22 protein-coding genes and 3 tRNA genes are annotated in these 15788 nt (G+C 35.2%); 15 read left to right on the forward strand and 10 right to left on the reverse strand.

Annotation, left to right across the window (positions count from 1 at the left end; all coding sequences use genetic code 11):
- Positions 1 to 19: 19 nt before the first annotated feature.
- The 5 genes from E0F91_RS01235 to E0F91_RS01255 all read left to right on the forward strand — a co-directional run bounded on the left by E0F91_RS01235 (position 20) and on the right by E0F91_RS01255 (position 2502).
- The gene (locus tag E0F91_RS01235) at positions 20 to 556 is read left to right on the forward strand and encodes a heme-binding protein (RefSeq protein WP_132064552.1); all 537 of its coding nucleotides are present in this window, start codon (positions 20 to 22) and stop codon (positions 554 to 556) included.
- An 18-nt stretch (positions 557 to 574) separates the two neighbouring features.
- A complete protein-coding gene (gene uraH / locus E0F91_RS01240) occupies positions 575 to 982 on the forward strand; it encodes a hydroxyisourate hydrolase (RefSeq protein WP_132064553.1) in 408 nt (135 codons plus the stop codon).
- A 166-nt stretch (positions 983 to 1148) separates the two neighbouring features.
- Complete coding sequence (locus E0F91_RS01245; protein WP_132064554.1) at positions 1149 to 1433, forward strand: rhodanese-like domain-containing protein; 285 nt, start codon at positions 1149 to 1151, stop codon at positions 1431 to 1433.
- Between the two features lies 1 nt (position 1434).
- Entirely contained in the window at positions 1435 to 1755 is a 321-nt protein-coding gene (locus E0F91_RS01250) for a rhodanese-like domain-containing protein (protein ID WP_132064555.1), read from the forward strand.
- Positions 1756 to 1932: 177 nt separating this feature from the next.
- Positions 1933 to 2502: a YciE/YciF ferroxidase family protein gene (locus tag E0F91_RS01255; protein ID WP_132064556.1), complete on the forward strand. Its 570-nt coding sequence runs from the start codon at positions 1933 to 1935 to the stop codon at positions 2500 to 2502.
- A 130-nt stretch (positions 2503 to 2632) separates the two neighbouring features.
- Here E0F91_RS01255 and E0F91_RS01260 read toward each other — a convergent pair whose 3' ends face one another.
- The 3 genes from E0F91_RS01260 to E0F91_RS01270 form a co-directional block, all read right to left on the reverse strand.
- Positions 2633 to 3727: an alkene reductase gene (locus E0F91_RS01260; protein ID WP_132064557.1), complete on the reverse strand. Its 1095-nt coding sequence runs from the start codon at positions 3725 to 3727 to the stop codon at positions 2633 to 2635.
- A 26-nt stretch (positions 3728 to 3753) separates the two neighbouring features.
- A complete protein-coding gene (locus E0F91_RS01265) occupies positions 3754 to 4254 on the reverse strand; it encodes a hypothetical protein (RefSeq protein WP_132064558.1) in 501 nt (166 codons plus the stop codon).
- Positions 4255 to 4346: 92 nt separating this feature from the next.
- The gene (locus E0F91_RS01270; protein ID WP_132064559.1) at positions 4347 to 4928 is read right to left on the reverse strand and encodes a Crp/Fnr family transcriptional regulator; all 582 of its coding nucleotides are present in this window, start codon (positions 4926 to 4928) and stop codon (positions 4347 to 4349) included.
- 149 nt (positions 4929 to 5077) lie between these two features.
- On the opposite strand from E0F91_RS01270, the gene E0F91_RS01275 reads away from it, so the two are divergent.
- Both E0F91_RS01275 and E0F91_RS01280 read left to right on the forward strand, forming a co-directional pair.
- Complete coding sequence (locus tag E0F91_RS01275) at positions 5078 to 5932, forward strand: transketolase (RefSeq protein ID WP_132064560.1); 855 nt, start codon at positions 5078 to 5080, stop codon at positions 5930 to 5932.
- Positions 5933 to 6043: 111 nt separating this feature from the next.
- Positions 6044 to 6997, forward strand: coding sequence for a transketolase family protein (locus tag E0F91_RS01280; RefSeq protein ID WP_132064561.1), 954 nt, complete (start codon positions 6044 to 6046; stop codon positions 6995 to 6997).
- A 67-nt stretch (positions 6998 to 7064) separates the two neighbouring features.
- Here the strand turns inward: E0F91_RS01280 and bamM are convergent, their stop codons facing one another.
- Positions 7065 to 8030, reverse strand: coding sequence for a BamM family beta-barrel-assembly machinery protein (gene bamM, locus E0F91_RS01285; RefSeq protein WP_132064562.1), 966 nt, complete (start codon positions 8028 to 8030; stop codon positions 7065 to 7067).
- Between the two features lie 79 nt (positions 8031 to 8109).
- Here bamM and E0F91_RS01290 point away from each other — a divergent pair, with 79 nt between their 5' ends.
- Both E0F91_RS01290 and E0F91_RS01295 read left to right on the forward strand, forming a co-directional pair.
- Positions 8110 to 8496 carry an RNA-binding S4 domain-containing protein gene (locus tag E0F91_RS01290; RefSeq protein ID WP_132064563.1) on the forward strand — a complete coding sequence of 129 codons (387 nt, stop codon included), beginning with the start codon at positions 8110 to 8112 and terminating at the stop codon, positions 8494 to 8496.
- Between the two features lie 105 nt (positions 8497 to 8601).
- A complete protein-coding gene (locus E0F91_RS01295; RefSeq protein WP_132064564.1) occupies positions 8602 to 9102 on the forward strand; it encodes a phosphoribosyltransferase domain-containing protein in 501 nt (166 codons plus the stop codon).
- Here E0F91_RS01295 and E0F91_RS01300 read toward each other — a convergent pair.
- Positions 9094 to 9612 (reverse strand): shikimate kinase, encoded by a 519-nt coding sequence (locus E0F91_RS01300; protein ID WP_132064565.1) that lies wholly within the window; start codon positions 9610 to 9612, stop codon positions 9094 to 9096. The genes E0F91_RS01295 and E0F91_RS01300 overlap by 9 nt on opposite strands.
- A gap of 126 nt (positions 9613 to 9738) precedes the next feature.
- Here E0F91_RS01300 and E0F91_RS01305 point away from each other — a divergent pair.
- From E0F91_RS01305 to E0F91_RS01315, 3 genes are all read left to right on the forward strand, one after another.
- Positions 9739 to 9811 (forward strand) — tRNA-Lys (locus E0F91_RS01305).
- A gap of 39 nt (positions 9812 to 9850) precedes the next feature.
- Positions 9851 to 9923, forward strand: a tRNA-Lys gene (locus E0F91_RS01310).
- A 42-nt stretch (positions 9924 to 9965) separates the two neighbouring features.
- Positions 9966 to 10048: transfer RNA gene (locus E0F91_RS01315), tRNA-Leu, on the forward strand.
- Positions 10049 to 10153: 105 nt separating this feature from the next.
- Here E0F91_RS01315 and E0F91_RS17650 read toward each other — a convergent pair.
- Entirely contained in the window at positions 10154 to 10315 is a 162-nt protein-coding gene (locus E0F91_RS17650; protein WP_165930072.1) for a hypothetical protein, read from the reverse strand.
- 241 nt (positions 10316 to 10556) lie between these two features.
- Between E0F91_RS17650 and E0F91_RS01320 the strand changes: the two genes are divergently transcribed.
- Complete coding sequence (locus E0F91_RS01320) at positions 10557 to 11063, forward strand: tetratricopeptide repeat protein (RefSeq protein WP_132064566.1); 507 nt, start codon at positions 10557 to 10559, stop codon at positions 11061 to 11063.
- A gap of 82 nt (positions 11064 to 11145) precedes the next feature.
- Here the strand turns inward: E0F91_RS01320 and E0F91_RS01325 are convergent, their stop codons facing one another.
- The 4 genes from E0F91_RS01325 to E0F91_RS01340 all read right to left on the reverse strand — a co-directional run bounded on the left by E0F91_RS01325 (position 11146) and on the right by E0F91_RS01340 (position 13353).
- Positions 11146 to 11682, reverse strand: coding sequence for a DUF4252 domain-containing protein (locus tag E0F91_RS01325; RefSeq protein WP_132064567.1), 537 nt, complete (start codon positions 11680 to 11682; stop codon positions 11146 to 11148).
- 1 nt (position 11683) lies between these two features.
- Positions 11684 to 12238: a DUF4252 domain-containing protein gene (locus E0F91_RS01330; RefSeq protein WP_132064677.1), complete on the reverse strand. Its 555-nt coding sequence runs from the start codon at positions 12236 to 12238 to the stop codon at positions 11684 to 11686.
- Positions 12239 to 12359: 121 nt separating this feature from the next.
- On the reverse strand, positions 12360 to 12857 hold the full coding sequence (locus tag E0F91_RS01335) for a hypothetical protein (protein ID WP_132064568.1): 498 nt from the start codon (positions 12855 to 12857) through the stop codon (positions 12360 to 12362).
- Positions 12844 to 13353: an RNA polymerase sigma factor gene (locus E0F91_RS01340; RefSeq protein WP_132064569.1), complete on the reverse strand. Its 510-nt coding sequence runs from the start codon at positions 13351 to 13353 to the stop codon at positions 12844 to 12846. The genes E0F91_RS01335 and E0F91_RS01340 overlap by 14 nt, the downstream gene beginning before the upstream one ends.
- Positions 13354 to 13474: 121 nt before the next feature.
- Here E0F91_RS01340 and E0F91_RS01345 point away from each other — a divergent pair, with 121 nt between their 5' ends.
- Entirely contained in the window at positions 13475 to 14926 is a 1452-nt protein-coding gene (locus tag E0F91_RS01345; RefSeq protein ID WP_132064570.1) for a S41 family peptidase, read from the forward strand.
- 239 nt (positions 14927 to 15165) lie between these two features.
- The gene (locus tag E0F91_RS01350) at positions 15166 to 15786 is read left to right on the forward strand and encodes an N-acetylmuramoyl-L-alanine amidase family protein (protein WP_132064571.1); all 621 of its coding nucleotides are present in this window, start codon (positions 15166 to 15168) and stop codon (positions 15784 to 15786) included.
- Positions 15787 to 15788: the final 2 nt, after the last annotated feature.

Here is a 15788-nt window from a genome sequence, read left to right on the forward strand (position 1 = left end):
TTTTGTAAAAAAATGAATCATGAAAATCAACTCTTTTGCACTGATATTACTTTTTCCGCTATTTTCATTGGCACAAATCAGTAGCAAAACAAATACTGTTAGTACCCATTTAAAAACGGAGGAGAATTACACCTTACAATCCGCCCAATTGTCACTCCAAACTGCATTTCGAATAACTGAACAAGCACGGTCAGCCGCCACAGTATTAGGCAAAAATGTCACCATTGCAGTACTAGATGCATCGGGACAACTTATCATACTTACCCGTGGTGATGAAGTGGGTCCGCACAATACAGAAGCAGCAAGACGAAAAGCCTACACCGCATTGTCCACAAAAACGCCTACGCTGCTCTTATCCAGAAATGCCAGATCCAATCCAGATACACAAAATTTAGCTACGCTGCCGGAATTGTTACTTTTAGGTGGTGGTCATCCGCTTTGGTACAACGGCAAAGTTATAGGAAGCATTGGCATTGCTGGCGGAGGAAGTCCTGAAAACGATGATTTAATAGCTAAATCAGGAGCTATTGCATCATCACAAATCACAACTCATTAATTTTAAATACAAACAACAATGAAAAAGTTACTTTTTACCTTATTATTTTCCGCTTTCGCAACTGCATCATATGCTCAAAACAACAGGTATCAATTGTCCAGCCATATTTTAGACGTATCTAGTGGAACAGCTGCAATTGGCGTCCCGGTAATATTAGAGAAATACGATGAAAGTACTAAAATATGGTCTTTCGTTGAGGAGAAAATTACAGATAAAAACGGTCGCATCACTGATTTTTTAAATTATAAAGAATCTAAAAATGGAATTTACAAACTTAGATTCTTGGTAGCGGACTACTTTAAGAGCAAAAAAATAGAGAGTTTTTATCCTTTTGTAGAAGTTGTTTTCCAAATTAAAGATACCAATCATTATCATGTTCCCATTACACTTTCTGGCTATGGTTATGCAACGTATCGAGGCAATTAGTTCTGTTTGATTGTTTTGGTGAGTTCCAAAAATACTAAAACGATTCGCTGCCCTACTTTTGCTATTTAGTTTTAAAAAATAATTGCCTTAAGTTAACTCGGTAATCGTAATTTTGTAGTACTTGATTCTAGATAAAAAGCGGAATAATTTTAAAAAAAACAATCAAATGGAAGTAGCAAAAATAATTAAAGAGAAACTGGGAACCATTGTCGATGTGCGGTCTTATGATGAATTTATGGGCGGTCATGTTGCGGGTTCCATCAACATTCCGTTGAATGAAATACCGCATAGAATGCAGGAAATACAGGAATTAAAAGCACCATTAGTGGTCTGTTGTGCCTCTGGAAATAGAAGTGGACAAGCACAAGTTTTTCTGACCGCACATGGAATTGAATCTTACAATGACGGTTCGTGGCTGGATGTGAATTATCTTCAATCCCAAATAGAGTAAAATGATAAATAGACTCAAAAAACTATTTGGGCTTGGCGCCAAAGTGAATTATCCAGAATTGATTAGCAACGGAGCTATTATCGTAGATGTGCGCAGCAAAGCAGAATATGCAGCCGGGCACATTAAGGATTCCCTGAATATTCCCGTGGATACATTGCGCAATACTCTTTTTAAACTGAAAGATAAAAACCAACCTATTATTACCTGTTGTGCCTCTGGAATGCGAAGTGCTTCGGCAAAAAGCATTTTGAAATCCAATGGCTATACTAAAGTTTATAATGGTGGCGGATGGAGCAGTCTAAAAAATAAAATAGAACGCTAAATCAAGAGGTTTCAAAACTGTAAATAATACAATTCTTATTTATAAATAGTTAATTAACAGTTAGTTGTATTTTAATATGTTTAATTTTATGGCACTTAAAAGTTAAGTAATCAGTTTACATGAGATGCTACAAAACAACTTTTTTCTCCTGTAAAATTAATCTTAAAAGCTACTGTTATGAGAACCGCAATTAGTAAAAATGAAAGTATTAAAGGTGCCGCACAAGGAGAAATCAATGCAGCACATGGATTACGAGATTTATTTGAAGTTGGGCTAAAAGATATTTACTGGGCGGAAAAAGTTTTAACTAAAACCTTACCCAAAATGATGAAAAATGCTTCATCACCAGAATTAATTACGTCTTTGAAAAACCAGCTCAATCAAACGCAGGAACATGTAACGCGTTTAGAGAAAATATTTGAAGTTACAGGTGTTACAGCCACAGCTAAAAAATGTGAAGCAATGGGCGGTATATTGAAAGAAACCAATAGTCTTATCAAACAAACAGACCTTGGCGTAGTGCGTGATGCCGGAATCATTGCCGCAGATCAAAAGGTAAAACATTATGAAATTGCCACTTATGGAACGTTGCATGCGTATGCAAAAACATTAGGAGAAAATAAAGCGGCAAATTTGCTGGCGATGAGTCTTGATGAGGAGAAAAAAACAGATGCTGCACTTAGTGAAATTGCGATGTCCCAGATCAACAGACAAGCCCATAAGGCTACTGCAATAACCAACACGTAGTAATTCAATTTTACAAGAACCTAAAATTTTATGTTCCTTTATAAAAAAAGAGCCCGCATGTTGCGGGCTCTCTAATGAATTGTAATTTTCCTCTAAATAAATCTTTTAAAAAAATAAAAAAAGACAGGTGTTACTCAGCCATAGCGGGATAATCAATATATCCTTTCTCAGTATCAGTGTAAAACGTAGTTTGGTCTGGTGTGTTTAATGGTGCATCCGCTTCGTAACGTGCCACTAAATCTGGATTTGCAATAAACGGAACTCCATAAGCAACAAGATCAGCATCTCCATCTTCCAACACTTTATTACCTGTTTCCTTATTGAAACCTTTATTGATAATTAATGTTCCTTTGTAAAACGGTCTAAAATGTTTAGCCACTTCAGTAACAGCAAAAGGCACTTCAGATACATCAGTAAAAGGTTCTGTTAAATGGATGTAAGCCAAACCATACTCATTTAGTTTATTGATAATGTACTCATAGGTTGGAATTGTCTGTTCATCCAGCATCATTCCTTGAGCATTGTGCAACGAAGGATTCAATCGAACACCAACTTTAGCATAATCAATAACTCCTTCTAAAGCATCTAGAATATCAAATAGGATTCGGGATTTATTTTCTATGGAGCCACCATATTCATCCGAACGATGATTGGAATAGCCATTAAAAAATTGTTGCAACAAATATCCATTGGCAGCATGCAATTCGACACCATCAAAACCGGCTGTGATTGCATTTTTTGCTCCGTTTTTGAAATCTAAAACCGTTTGTTTGATGTCTTCCATCGTCATTTCTTTTGGTACAACTGTATCTACAAAACCATCATTGGTGTATGCTTTCGCAAAAGGATTTAAAGCCGAAGGCGCGTGTGGCAATTCACCATTATGCAAATCCGGATGCGATAATCGTCCTGTGTGCCACAATTGTGCAAATATAGTTCCTCCTTTTTCGTGTACTGCTTTGGTAACGAGTTTCCAACCTTCGGTTTGTGCTGCACTGTAAACTCCGGGTACATTGATAAAACCAACTGCTTTTGTACTCACAAAAGTTCCTTCAGAAACAATTAAACCTGCTGTTGCTCTTTGACCATAATATTCTGCCGTAAGTGCTGTAGGGACATTTCCTTCATTATTGGAGCGACTTCGTGTCATTGGTGCCATCACCATTCGGTTTTTTAAAGTACTGTTTCCTAATGTATAGGGTTGAAATAAAATTGATTTACTCATTTGATTTTTTGTTAAAAATTAGTATTTTATAAAATATTGGCTTTCAAACCAATACTTGTAAATAGTGCCAAAATAGTCCTTACGGCTTCCTTATCGTTTCCGTTCAAAAAAAAGGAATCGTTAGAACTATCCCCTGATTCGAAACTCTGAACAACTTTAGAAAAAGGAAACAAATGCTGTAATTTTTCAGCAGCATTTCCGCTAGTTTTCGTATTTTTTTTGTTTTCCAAAAAAAGTACAATCTTACCTGTAGCCACGCTTCTGATTTTTTCAATAAGATTGCCATTAGTCGCAGCAATATTTGAAAGTATAATGGTATCAGCTTCCCAACTTGCATTGGTTGGACAAATCATCATCTCTGCATTTGCGTTTGGATGTTCTAAAAGTATCTGGGAATAAACGCTATTCAATATAATAGTATCATGATCAAAAAGCAAAACGGGATTGGTTTTGGCAATTTGCTTCACTAGAAAAATACTGTTGGTTTCTGAAACTCCAAGGACTGCAAATGTTCTTCTGTTTGACATCGACTTTTATTTACTTGGCAAATTTAGTGCTGTATAACTAAAATTTCCATTGATGTAAAACAAGAAATTCTATTGATCTATGTCAAGTAAAATTAAATCCTATTGGTAATTTGTTTGCGAACCCGACTCAGTGTTTCTGGTGTTAGTCCAAGATAAGAAGCAATCATGTGTTGGGGAACTCGTTTGACAATTCCAGGATAAGCATTACCTAAATTGGTATATTTTTCTTCGGCAGTTTCGGTTAAGGCCGAATTTATTCTGGCTTGATTGGCGATGTAGGCATTTTGCAACAGCAAGCGTTGGTATCTTTCAAACATAGGGATTTTATCCATCAAAGCTTCTCTGGCTTCGGTAGTCAGCAAAAGCAATTCAGAATCTTCAAGTGCTTCAATGGTGTAAATAGAGTTGCTGTTGGTTAGAAAACTGGACAAATCTGTAATCCACCAGCCTTCAATTGCAAATTGTACAATATGTTCGTTTCCTTTTTCATCCATAGAAAATGAGCGAAGAATTCCTTTTTCAACAAAAGCATTGTAGATACAAATGTCCCCTTCTTGCAAAAGCATTTGTTTTTTACGCAACTTTTTAGGGATAAAAAAGGTTTTACATAACTCCATTTCTTCTGGAGTTAATACCACTTTTTCCTGAATACTTTTGAATAATTGTTGAAACATGGCTGCAAGATACTAAATAGTGCTACAAGTGAGAAATAGTGTTGCTGTGAAAAACAGAATCCTTAATAACTATTGATAAATCTAAAAATGGAACCTTCTATTAATCAAATTATCTGATTATATTTGCGTAGTCTAATTTTAACACACAAATGAAACCGAACACACAACAATTAAACGATTTAACAATCCAAGTTAGAAGAGATATTCTTCGAATGGTACACGCAGTCAACTCAGGTCACCCAGGTGGCTCTTTAGGTTGTACTGAATTTCTTGTCGTATTATATCAAAATATAATGGACCGCAAAGAAGGTTTTGAAATGGACGGTATTGGAGAAGATCTTTTCTTCCTTTCAAACGGACATATTTCTCCTGTATTTTACAGCGTTTTAGCAAGAAGCGGTTATTTTCCTGTATCGGAATTAGCGACTTTCCGTTTGATCAATTCTAGATTGCAAGGTCACCCAACTACCCATGATGGTTTGCCTGGAGTACGCATTGCATCTGGTTCTCTTGGACAAGGATTATCAGTAGGAATTGGCGCTGCTCAAGCTAAAAAATTGAATGGGGACAACCATATCATCTATACACTTCACGGCGATGGTGAATTGCAAGAAGGTCAAAACTGGGAAGCCATCATGTATGCTTCAGCAAAAAAAGTAGACAATCTTATTGCTACAATCGATTTAAACGGAAAACAAATTGATGGTTCTACTGACGAAGTTTTAGCCATGGGAAGTATTCGTGCTAAATTTGAAGCTTTTGATTGGGATGTTTTAGAAATTGAAAAAGGAAATGATATCGAAGCTATCATTGCTGGTATGAATGATGCTAAATCAAGAACTGGAAAAGGAAAACCAGTTTGTGTATTGTTGCATACTGAAATGGGTAATGGTGTAGATTTTATGATGTACAGTCATGCATGGCACGGTAAAGCACCTAATGATACGCAACTTGACGTTGCTTTAGGTCAAAACTATAATACTGGAGGTAATTCAGATTATTAAGTATTAAGATTATTGAGTAACAATTTCTGATCCATGCGATGGCCAAATGGCGAAACATTTCAGAATTTTTTAATCTTTCAATTTTTTAATCTTTCAATTTTAAAAAGAATAATGAAAAAATATACAAACACAGGAAGTAAAGATACGCGCTCAGGTTTTGGAGCGGGAATGACGGAATTAGGTCAAAAAAATGAAAATGTGGTAGCACTTTGTGCGGATTTGATAGGTTCTTTAAAATTTGACGATTTTAAGAAAAACCATCCAGAGCGTTTTTTCCAAATTGGAATTGCGGAAGCCAACATGATTGGAATCGCAGCAGGTTTAACCGTAGGAGGAAAAATTCCTTTTACTGGAACTTTCGCTAACTTTTCTACAGGAAGAGTATACGATCAAATTCGCCAATCGGTAGCCTATTCAGAGAAAAATGTAAAAATTTGTGCTTCACACGCTGGATTAACTTTAGGAGAAGACGGTGCAACACACCAAATCTTGGAAGATATAGGTTTGATGAAAATGTTACCGGGAATGACTGTAATCAATACCTGCGATTACAACCAGACTAAAGCGGCTACACTAGCAATTGCAGATCACCATGGTCCTGTTTATTTGCGTTTTGGTCGTCCGGTTGTGCCTAACTTTATGCCAGCTGACGAGCCTTTCGTGATAGGAAAAGCAATTGTTTTAACTGAAGGTTCTGATGTGACGATTGTCGCTACTGGACATTTAGTTTGGGAAGCGCTTATTGCAGCTGAAGCATTAGAAGCACAAGGAATATCTGCAGAAGTGATCAACATTCACACAATCAAACCACTGGATGAAGAAGCGATTTTGAAATCATTGGAAAAAACAAAATGTATTGTTACTGCTGAAGAGCATAACATTTTGGGAGGTCTAGGAGAAAGTATTTCTAGAGTTCTAGCTTTAAACAGTCCCTTACCACAAGAGTTCGTAGCCGTAAATGACAGTTTTGGAGAATCTGGAACACCAGAACAATTAATGGATAAATACAAATTGAACAATCAAGCGATTGTTGAAGCGGTTGAAAGAGTCATGAAAAGAAAATAATCTTACTCCTATAATTCAAAAAAAAACCAGTTCTCAACGAACTGGTTTTTTTATGCTTGTAATTTTTCTAATTACACTTCACTAAATGTCTTTTTATCCTTGCTGGATCCGTCGTATTTCCATCACAAGCTGGAATAGAAGCGAAGGGAATCAAAACACCATTGGCGTCTGTAATTTCTTTTCTGGTACTTATACCATCTCCATCATCATCTGTATCTAAATAATTAGGGATTCCATCGCCATCTGTATCATCTGGATTCGGAACTCCTGTGGGTAAAACGCGCATATATCCATCACCGTTAACATCTTCGAGATAATTCGGAATACCATCATTATCAGAATCAACTCTATTAATTTCGTATAATTTTATACTAAAAACTAGAGGCGCATAAGAAGGGATATTAGCACTTCCTGAATTAAAATAGGCCAATCCTGATGGAATAAAAAGAACTCCTGCACCAAAATTCTCATATGAAATTGTTCCGTCAGCATTTGATGAATACGTTCCCGTTTTAAATTGTGGGAAACATTCTCCCCATCCAACTATCGTTGAAGTTAGATTAAAAAATTGTTGAGGATTTGTAGACTCTTCAAAAAAAGTAGGCGCTAGGGTTTCTACATCAGCAACTTTAGTTCGTGATAAATATTCTCCGTTGTAAGCAGTCAATACTCTATCAGTATTTGAAGGAGACTGCCCTACTCCTTCTCGCAACACTAGATAGTATAATTTATAAGTGATATCATGAAGCATTACTTCTCTACTTAAAAGCTTAGGGAAAGTAGTATTGTCTAGATAAGACCAAATGGAAGGTTGAGATCCCCCTGTAGGAATTTTTGTTATTTTAGTATCAACATCCGGCGAAACGTCTTCGATATAATAATCTTTTAAATATTCTTCAATATCATTTAAATCAGTAGCATATTGCACTGCAAATTCTCTTGGCGGGGTAATTTCCGCAGTATCATCCTTTGAACATGAAAATAAAGAGACGGTTGTAATTAATAGAATAAAATAATACTTAAATTTGTTCATTATAGCTAATTTTTTAAGTGCGCAAGATACAATATTGATTGATTTTTGTAAACTATTTAACTCCGATTTTAGAAATTTTATGAGAATAGATAAATATTTATGGTGTGTCAGGTATTATAAAACCAGAAACATGGTTACCGAAGCCTGTAAAAAGAATCATGTCACGGTAAATGGCCTTGTTGCCAAACCCTCTAAGGAAGTTTTTCCTACCGATAAAATCACGTTTAGAAAAGACCAAATCACCCAAATCATTACGGTTTTAGACATTCCTGAAAATCGAGTAAGCGCTAAACTGGTCGATATTTATAGAAGAAATGACACCCCGGCTGAAGCGTATCAACATTTGGAACTCTTGAAATTATCCAAAGAACATTACCGAAAAAATGGAACCGGAAGACCAACTAAGAAAGATAGAAGAGACATTGACGAATTTGGAAATGAAATAATCACCGAAGAAGAAGATTAGTTTCAAAAACGAAGAGATATGGGTTTAATGTTCGTGCAAAACCTAAATTTTAAAAACATTTGCAAAAGCATCTTGAAACCTTAAACAAGCAAAAAAAACAAAAAAATGAGCAAAAATATAATTTTAACAAATCAGGAAATAGAACACAAAATAAAAAGGATTGCATACCAAATCTATGAGACCTTTGTGGAGGAAGAAGAAATTGTCATTGCCGGAATTGCAGCCAACGGTTTTATATTTGCGAAAAAAATAGCGCAGGTGCTAGAAACTATTTCGCCAATTAAAGTTTCTCTTTGCGAAGTACAAATTAACAAACAGAATCCGGACTTACCGATCCACACTTCTTTATCAAAAGAGCACTATGCCAACAAAGGCCTTATTCTTGTGGACGATGTATTGAATTCAGGAACCACATTGATCTATGCCGTACGACACTTTATAGACGTTCCTTTGAAAAAATTTAAAACAGCCGTTCTAGTTGACAGGAATCATAAAAAATACCCTGTAAAAGCAGATTTCAAAGGCATATCCTTGTCCACATCATTATTAGAGCACGTTCAAGTGGTATTTGATGAGAACAATGATAATTACGCGTATTTAAGCTAAAAGGTCCATAATATCCAACACCGTCTGATGAATTGTCTTATCATCAACCACCACGTTATATTGTGCTTGATTGTAATAGAAACTTCGTTCAAAAAGGTGGATAGCAATAAACTCTTTCATTTCGCCCTCACTTTTATCCGCAAGTAGAGGGCGTTTACTTTTATTAACTGCTAATCTTTGAAACAAAGTTTCAATGGACGCTTTCAGATAAATAGAAACAACACCTTCCCCTTTTAGCAATTCATGGTTATTGGCATAACATGGCGTTCCTCCCCCTAAACCAATAATTAACTCATCGGGAGAATGCAACAATTCCAAAAAAACTTCGTGTTCTAATTTTCTGAAATAAATTTCTCCATGCTTTTCAAAAATAGCATTTATCGATAAATTCGTTTTCTCTTCTATCTTTTTATCCAAATCAACAAAAGGGATTTTGATATTTTTTGACAGGCTACTGGCAATTGTAGACTTACCACACCCCATATAGCCTAATAATATAATTTTTCTCATAGAATAAAACCTTATAAATTAAGGCGTTAAGATTTATTGTTTAAAAAAGACAAATTTATAATAAAATTGCTTGGAAAACTCCAAAATAAGTCCTTATATTTGCACCCGCATTCAAGGAAAGAATATGACTCGATAGCTCAGTTGGTAGAGCACATCACTTTTAATGATGGGGTCCTGGGTTCGAGCCCCAGTCGGGTCACAATTTTAGTGATCAACACATAATTTCCTTGAAAGCATTGACTCGATAGCTCAGTTGGTAGAGCACATCACTTTTAATGATGGGGTCCTGGGTTCGAGCCCCAGTCGGGTCACAAAAGGTCGAGTAATTTATTACTTGGCCTTTTATCTTTTTAGGCCACGTGGAGAAACGGTAGACTTGCCAGCTTGAGGGGCTGGTGCTCGCAAGGGCGTGTGGGTTCAAATCCCACCGTGGTCACAAAACAAAATGCTTCTGAAAAATCAAGTTCACTTGACGTTTTCAGAAGCATTTTTGTTTAACAAAAAATCGATTTATAGAAATAACAAGAATCTCATTGTTTAGTTAAAAAATTTTCCCCAAAGCATTTAAAAAAAACATAACCATCAAAACTCCTACAGATACGCTTCCTGCAAACAAGAAGAAAGTTCCAATGTATAAAAATACTGTAGTATTCTTTTTTTTTACAGGTTTGTTATAGTGTCTTTCTGCTGCTGTGTTTTCCATCTTTAGTCTGTATTAATTTAAAAAAAGGATCCGATTAAAATCTTTACTAATGCAAAATTACAAGTATAAAAAAGCTTCCACAATACCAACTTTTAGTGATTTTTACTATTTGGACCACCTAATTTAAAATAAATTCTATTTCTGTTCGTTAACTAACTAGCTAAAAAAAAGATTGTACCTTTATCTCATAGATTTTGGTAAAAAAATAAAGAAATTACCCCAATATCAAACCTTACTTTTTATGAAGAAATTAGTCCTACTCGCATTATTATTAAGTTCCTTGGCTGGATGGAGTCAAAGTCCAATCGCTTATGATCTATTTGACAAAGCCATAAAAAAAGCAGAAGGCGGCAACACCAAAGGCGCTATCGACGACTACAGCAAAGCTATTCGGATTGATCCTTTGTTTGCCTCAGCTTATTTAAACAGAGCGCTTTTGAAACAAAAATTAGGCGATATTAAAGGTGCTTTAAATGACGTTAACACCACAATAAAAATAGAACCTAAAAGAAGTGATGCTTACACCACAAGAGCTGACATCAACTATAAGGCGAAGGATTACAAGAGCACTATTGAAGATTGCACCATGTCTATTAGTTTAAACGAAAAGGATTATATCGCCTATAACCTGAGAGGTCTTTCTAATTTTCATGCACAAAATAAGAAAAATGCATGTGCCGATTTTACCAAAGCAATTCAGTTAGGCAGTCAAAGTGCCGTTAAAAACAAAAAAATGTTTTGTAAATAATTCTTTTAAAAAAAACTGGAATTTACTCAAAAAAAAAGCGTCTTGAACTTATCAAGACGCTTTACTTTTTTGAACTAACAATTTATTTATTCATTAATTGTTGCAGCGGTTTCAACTGCTCCAAATCAATATTAGATTGTTGCAACACCGTCATCATGGTCATCACACTAGTAGGGTTCATATCTTTACCTAAAATGCGCACTACTGCAAAACCATTTTCTTTCTTATTGGCATAAAAAACAAATTCCTCGATGTGCTCATCTGTTCCCACGAAACTTACTGAAGCACCTTCCTTTCCAGAACCAAATTTCATCAATTGTTGGTATTTTTTATCCTTCAAAATCAAGTCCACTTTGGCACGTTCCATTTCAAACTCCGCTTTGTTTTTATCATTTAATTTGAAAGCCAAAACATTCATTTTGTCAAAAGATTTTAAAGCATCATTTTGAGCTACAGATAATTTTGTTTTATCGACATTCAAGATATCAGGAGACACATCCAAAGCAATAAAGTTTTTATTTTCGGTGTTTTCTACAAAATATTTTTGCAAAGTCGGCTCCGAATTACAACTGATCAGTATTAAACTCAACAGCAGCAAAATTCCATATCCTGTTTTCATCTTATCTTTTTCCTTTAGTTGCTTTTTTCAAATCATCACCTCCAGGAATTCTCATCTTGTCAGTAAGAATCGAAATTTCATTTAAATCAAAGTTACCAGTCAAAGACATTAAAACGGTATCCTCATTTTTAGCGCCTTCAATAAACATCAACAACTCTCTGATTTGAGAATCTGTTGACCCTGATTTTACCAATATTTTGATGTTTCTGCCATTTTCATTGACGCGCATTAACTCTTCTAAACCAGCTGATTTGATATACTTATCAGCCACTACTTTCATTTCACCTTCTACACGAGTACTTTTTGTGGTGAATACTTTTAAATTATCCAGCTTTTTGATCAACGCTAAATATTGTTGGGTTTCTTTATCTGAGGCGTCAACTTTTACTTTACTCATTAAGTCAAACATTTTTTTGTTGACAATAATAGAGGTTACGTCATCTTGTCCGTCGAATTTATCAAATGCCGCTTGCGCAAAAATGGGACTCGCAATAAAAACTAACATTACGGTGATTAAAAACTTTTTAGCAGTACTTAAACGGCTTTTGTTTTGCATCTGATTTGCTGGTGTGCAAAAACTTGGATTGGGATTGATTGATTTCATTTTTTTAAATTTATTTAGCATTATTTTAATTGATTGTGGCGTTTACGCCGTGATTATTGTTTTCTAAAAGCAATTAAATACCTCTAGATTTATTTTTGGTTTTTCGGAATACTTTGTTTTTTGCTATTTGATATTCTTCAACATACTTTACACTTTCTATGCCAACATTTACATTTTTTGACAATAGTGAAAGCGCTTTTTGAGTTTCTTTAAAAGCTACTTCGGGATCATCATACGTTCCTAAATCTTTGCTGTTATTTACCGGTTCCGAATGATAGAAAACATACGTACCAATTCCCATCAAAACAACAACCGAAGCTGCGATCGACAACCAGCCTAAATTTCGTTTTTTAATGCCGCTTTCCTCCTTTTGAATTTCAAATAACGGCATTTCTTGTTCAAACTGTTGTTCTTTTGCCACAGCAAAATGATTAAATAATGCAGCATACTTTTCTAAATGTGGCGCAACCTGCTGAGTCGCAAAATAATCCTGTAATTCTCTCTCTTCCGCAATAGAAGTTTCACCTTCAAAGTATCTTTCAAGTACCGTTTCTACTTTATATAATTCCATAATTATGTGTTTTTGTCATGTATTCTCGTATCGTTTTTCGTGCTCTGGAAAGGGCTACTCTAATTGCACTCTCGGTCATATCAAGCATTTTTGCTATTTCTTCAAACTCATATTGTTCTATATCACGGAGCTGAATGATGATTCGCTGTTGTTCGGGCAAGAGACTGATACTTCTTTCAACCCAATTCAAACTATCGCAATCTTCCAGTTTTTTATCTAATGTGGGCGCTGAATCTGTATAATTGGAATGAACAATTTTGAGATTTCCTGATCTTTTGGACTTTAACTGGTCTAAACAATAATTTTTTGTCATCGTCATCGCAAAAGCTTCAATGCTACTATAGCCCGCCAATGCTGTATTTTTGCTCCATAATCTCACCAAAACTTCCTGCGTGGCGTCTTCGGCTTCCTCTGTACTGACTAGCAAGCGCTTTGCTAATCTAAAGACTTTGTCTTTGAATGGAGCCACCATTAACACAAACTCATTTTGGTTCATAACAACTTCGGTATTAAACGGGTTATACAATTAAGACGATTCAAAATTATTTTTGCTACATTAAACTTAAAATAAAACTAAAGTTAGTATTTTTACGTTACTATAGTATTAAACCAAATTTATGAGAACCTACTTCAAACTTACGCTTTTATTGTTCATTACGGCTTTTACTTTTCAAAGTTGCCAAGACAACGATGACATTCCGCCTCCCCCTAGTTTAGAAATCCAAGATTTTATTTGGAAAGGAATGAATCAATATTATTTATGGCAAGCCGACGTGCCTAATTTAGCAGATGATCGTTTTGCTGACCAAACCGCATTAAATACTTTCTTAAGTGGCTACCCCGTTCCAGAAGATTTATTTGGAGCATTAAGAGTGAGTCCATCAATAGATAAATTCAGTTGGATTGTAGATGACTATTTAGAACTAGAAGGCAGTCTTCAAGGTACTACTAAAAACAACGGTGTCGATTTTGGTTTAAGTTACAAACCAGGAAGTTCAACTGAACTATTTGGTTATGTACGTTATATTATTGCCAATTCAGATGCATCGACTAAAAACATTAAACGTGGGGATTTCTTTACAGCCGTAAATGGGACACCACTTACCCTAAGCAATTACCAATCGTTGTTATTTGGTTCCAATGAAAATTACACACTAAATCTTGCGGATTTTAATGGAACTACTATTGTTGGAAATGGCAAATCAGTAGACTTAGCAAAAACAGTATTAACTGAAAATCCAATTTTAATCAATAAAGTAATCACCTCTGGTTCTCATAAAATTGGGTATTTAATGTATAATGGTTTTTATGCCAATTTTGATACTCAGTTAAACGAGGCTTTTGCGTCTCTAAAATCTCAGGGAGCTACCGAACTAGTTTTGGACTTACGGTATAACGGAGGAGGTTCCGTTCAAACTGCCACTCGATTGGCCAGTATGATTACAGGACAGTTTACAGGAAAAGTATTTGCTAAGCAACAATGGAATAAGAAAATCAATGATTACTTCGAAGCCGAAAGCCCAGAAGCTTTGTACAATTACTTTACAGATAAAATAGGAGCTACAGCAATTAATAGTTTAAACTTAACCAAAGTTTACATTCTTACCAGTGCTAGTTCCGCATCAGCCAGCGAACTCGTAATCAATGGGCTTGAACCACACATCAATGTAATCCAAATTGGGGATGTTACTGTTGGAAAAAATGTTGGATCTGTGACGTTATATGATTCCCCAACATTTGGATCCGAAAATAGAAATCCAAAACACCGATATGCCATGCAACCTCTTGTGTTAAAAATTGTAAATTCTGTTGGTTTTGGCGATTATTTCAATGGATTGCAACCTGATTTTTTAGTGAAGGAAACAGTGAGTACTTTAGGCGTTCTTGGAGATCCTTCAGAACCATTATTAAGTACCGCGATTGCAAAAATCGCAGGAGCATCCCGAATGATGAGACAAAGTCCGGGTAAAGAATTTAATTTTTTGACCGATTCAAAATCCATATTAGGAATACAAAACCAAATGTATCTTGAGAAAGCTCCAGAAGGACTTTTGAGAGCTCTAGAATAATAGAATAACTATTTTTCATCTTACAGAACCATAGAACTGCAAGATTAATTATTGGAATACAGTACCAGTTTGCCACATTTTTGAAGAGCACCATCTTTGAATCTGTGGCAATCTTTTTTAATGATGGCCCTTTTTTGAACCTAAATTTTTACTATTACTCGTTAAAAAATAAAAAAATTGAGATAATAAATATCTTTTTTGTAAGTTTATATGGAATAACTTCCCAAACTGAAAACCCTATGAAAAAATCAATTCCGTTATTTTTAATCTGCGCAGCTCTAGTTTCTTTCGCATTTGTAAAACCTGATACAAAAACAACCAAGCAAATCAATGTGGTTATTGATGCTGGACATGGTGGCACTGACTTTGGAGCCACTTCCAGTTCTGGTACTGAAAAACTGATTGTAGAACAAATCACTACTAAAATAAAATTCTTGAATAAAAATGAAAATGTAGTAATTCATCTTACGAGAAATGAAGATAAATATATTTCTCTATCCGATAGAACGGCGATTATTAACAATATCAAACCAGACTTAGTTTTGTCCTTGCATGTGAACCAAAGTGCAAATGTAGCTAAATCCGGAATGGAGTTTTATGTCGCCAATGAATCTGCGGCTAGCGAAAAATCCATTTTGATTGCAAATGCCCTTCGTACTAAATTCACTCAAAACAATACGCTCAAATCATCTGAAGTAAGAAAAGCGCCTTTTTTCATCTTAAAAAAATCAGAGGCACCTGCAGTATTGGTTGAATTGGGTTATATGTCGAATCTTGATGATCGAGAATATTTGACCAATGACTTGGAACAAAACAAAATTGCAGCAACAATTGTAGCATTTATTTCTGAATTGAAATAACA

The sequence above is a fragment of the Flavobacterium sandaracinum genome (genome assembly GCF_004349135.1).
Lineage (GTDB): Bacteria > Bacteroidota > Bacteroidia > Flavobacteriales > Flavobacteriaceae > Flavobacterium > Flavobacterium sandaracinum.

Excerpts from the sequence above, each read along its gene's own strand:
- E0F91_RS01270 (WP_132064559.1), bottom strand. The coding sequence starts at position 4,928 with ATGTTTCAACAATTATTCAAAAGTATTCAGGAAAAAGTGGTATTAACT.
- E0F91_RS01350 (WP_132064571.1), top strand. The coding sequence starts at position 15,166 with ATGAAAAAATCAATTCCGTTATTTTTAATCTGCGCAGCTCTAGTTTCT.
- E0F91_RS01335 (WP_132064568.1), bottom strand. The coding sequence starts at position 12,857 with ATGGAATTATATAAAGTAGAAACGGTACTTGAAAGATACTTTGAAGGT.
- E0F91_RS01330 (WP_132064677.1), bottom strand. The coding sequence starts at position 12,238 with ATGCAAAACAAAAGCCGTTTAAGTACTGCTAAAAAGTTTTTAATCACC.
- uraH (WP_132064553.1), top strand. The coding sequence starts at position 575 with ATGAAAAAGTTACTTTTTACCTTATTATTTTCCGCTTTCGCAACTGCA.
- E0F91_RS01320 (WP_132064566.1), top strand. The coding sequence starts at position 10,557 with ATGAAGAAATTAGTCCTACTCGCATTATTATTAAGTTCCTTGGCTGGA.
- E0F91_RS01275 (WP_132064560.1), top strand. The coding sequence starts at position 5,078 with ATGAAACCGAACACACAACAATTAAACGATTTAACAATCCAAGTTAGA.
- E0F91_RS01325 (WP_132064567.1), bottom strand. The coding sequence starts at position 11,682 with ATGAAAACAGGATATGGAATTTTGCTGCTGTTGAGTTTAATACTGATC.
- E0F91_RS01280 (WP_132064561.1), top strand. The coding sequence starts at position 6,044 with ATGAAAAAATATACAAACACAGGAAGTAAAGATACGCGCTCAGGTTTT.
- E0F91_RS01260 (WP_132064557.1), bottom strand. The coding sequence starts at position 3,727 with ATGAGTAAATCAATTTTATTTCAACCCTATACATTAGGAAACAGTACT.
- E0F91_RS01250 (WP_132064555.1), top strand. The coding sequence starts at position 1,435 with ATGATAAATAGACTCAAAAAACTATTTGGGCTTGGCGCCAAAGTGAAT.
- E0F91_RS01295 (WP_132064564.1), top strand. The coding sequence starts at position 8,602 with ATGAGCAAAAATATAATTTTAACAAATCAGGAAATAGAACACAAAATA.
- E0F91_RS01255 (WP_132064556.1), top strand. The coding sequence starts at position 1,933 with ATGAGAACCGCAATTAGTAAAAATGAAAGTATTAAAGGTGCCGCACAA.
- E0F91_RS01340 (WP_132064569.1), bottom strand. The coding sequence starts at position 13,353 with ATGAACCAAAATGAGTTTGTGTTAATGGTGGCTCCATTCAAAGACAAA.
- bamM (WP_132064562.1), bottom strand. The coding sequence starts at position 8,030 with ATGAACAAATTTAAGTATTATTTTATTCTATTAATTACAACCGTCTCT.
- E0F91_RS01345 (WP_132064570.1), top strand. The coding sequence starts at position 13,475 with ATGAGAACCTACTTCAAACTTACGCTTTTATTGTTCATTACGGCTTTT.
- E0F91_RS01245 (WP_132064554.1), top strand. The coding sequence starts at position 1,149 with ATGGAAGTAGCAAAAATAATTAAAGAGAAACTGGGAACCATTGTCGAT.
- E0F91_RS01235 (WP_132064552.1), top strand. The coding sequence starts at position 20 with ATGAAAATCAACTCTTTTGCACTGATATTACTTTTTCCGCTATTTTCA.
- E0F91_RS01265 (WP_132064558.1), bottom strand. The coding sequence starts at position 4,254 with ATGTCAAACAGAAGAACATTTGCAGTCCTTGGAGTTTCAGAAACCAAC.
- E0F91_RS01290 (WP_132064563.1), top strand. The coding sequence starts at position 8,110 with ATGAGAATAGATAAATATTTATGGTGTGTCAGGTATTATAAAACCAGA.
- E0F91_RS01300 (WP_132064565.1), bottom strand. The coding sequence starts at position 9,612 with ATGAGAAAAATTATATTATTAGGCTATATGGGGTGTGGTAAGTCTACA.
- E0F91_RS17650 (WP_165930072.1), bottom strand. The coding sequence starts at position 10,315 with ATGGAAAACACAGCAGCAGAAAGACACTATAACAAACCTGTAAAAAAA.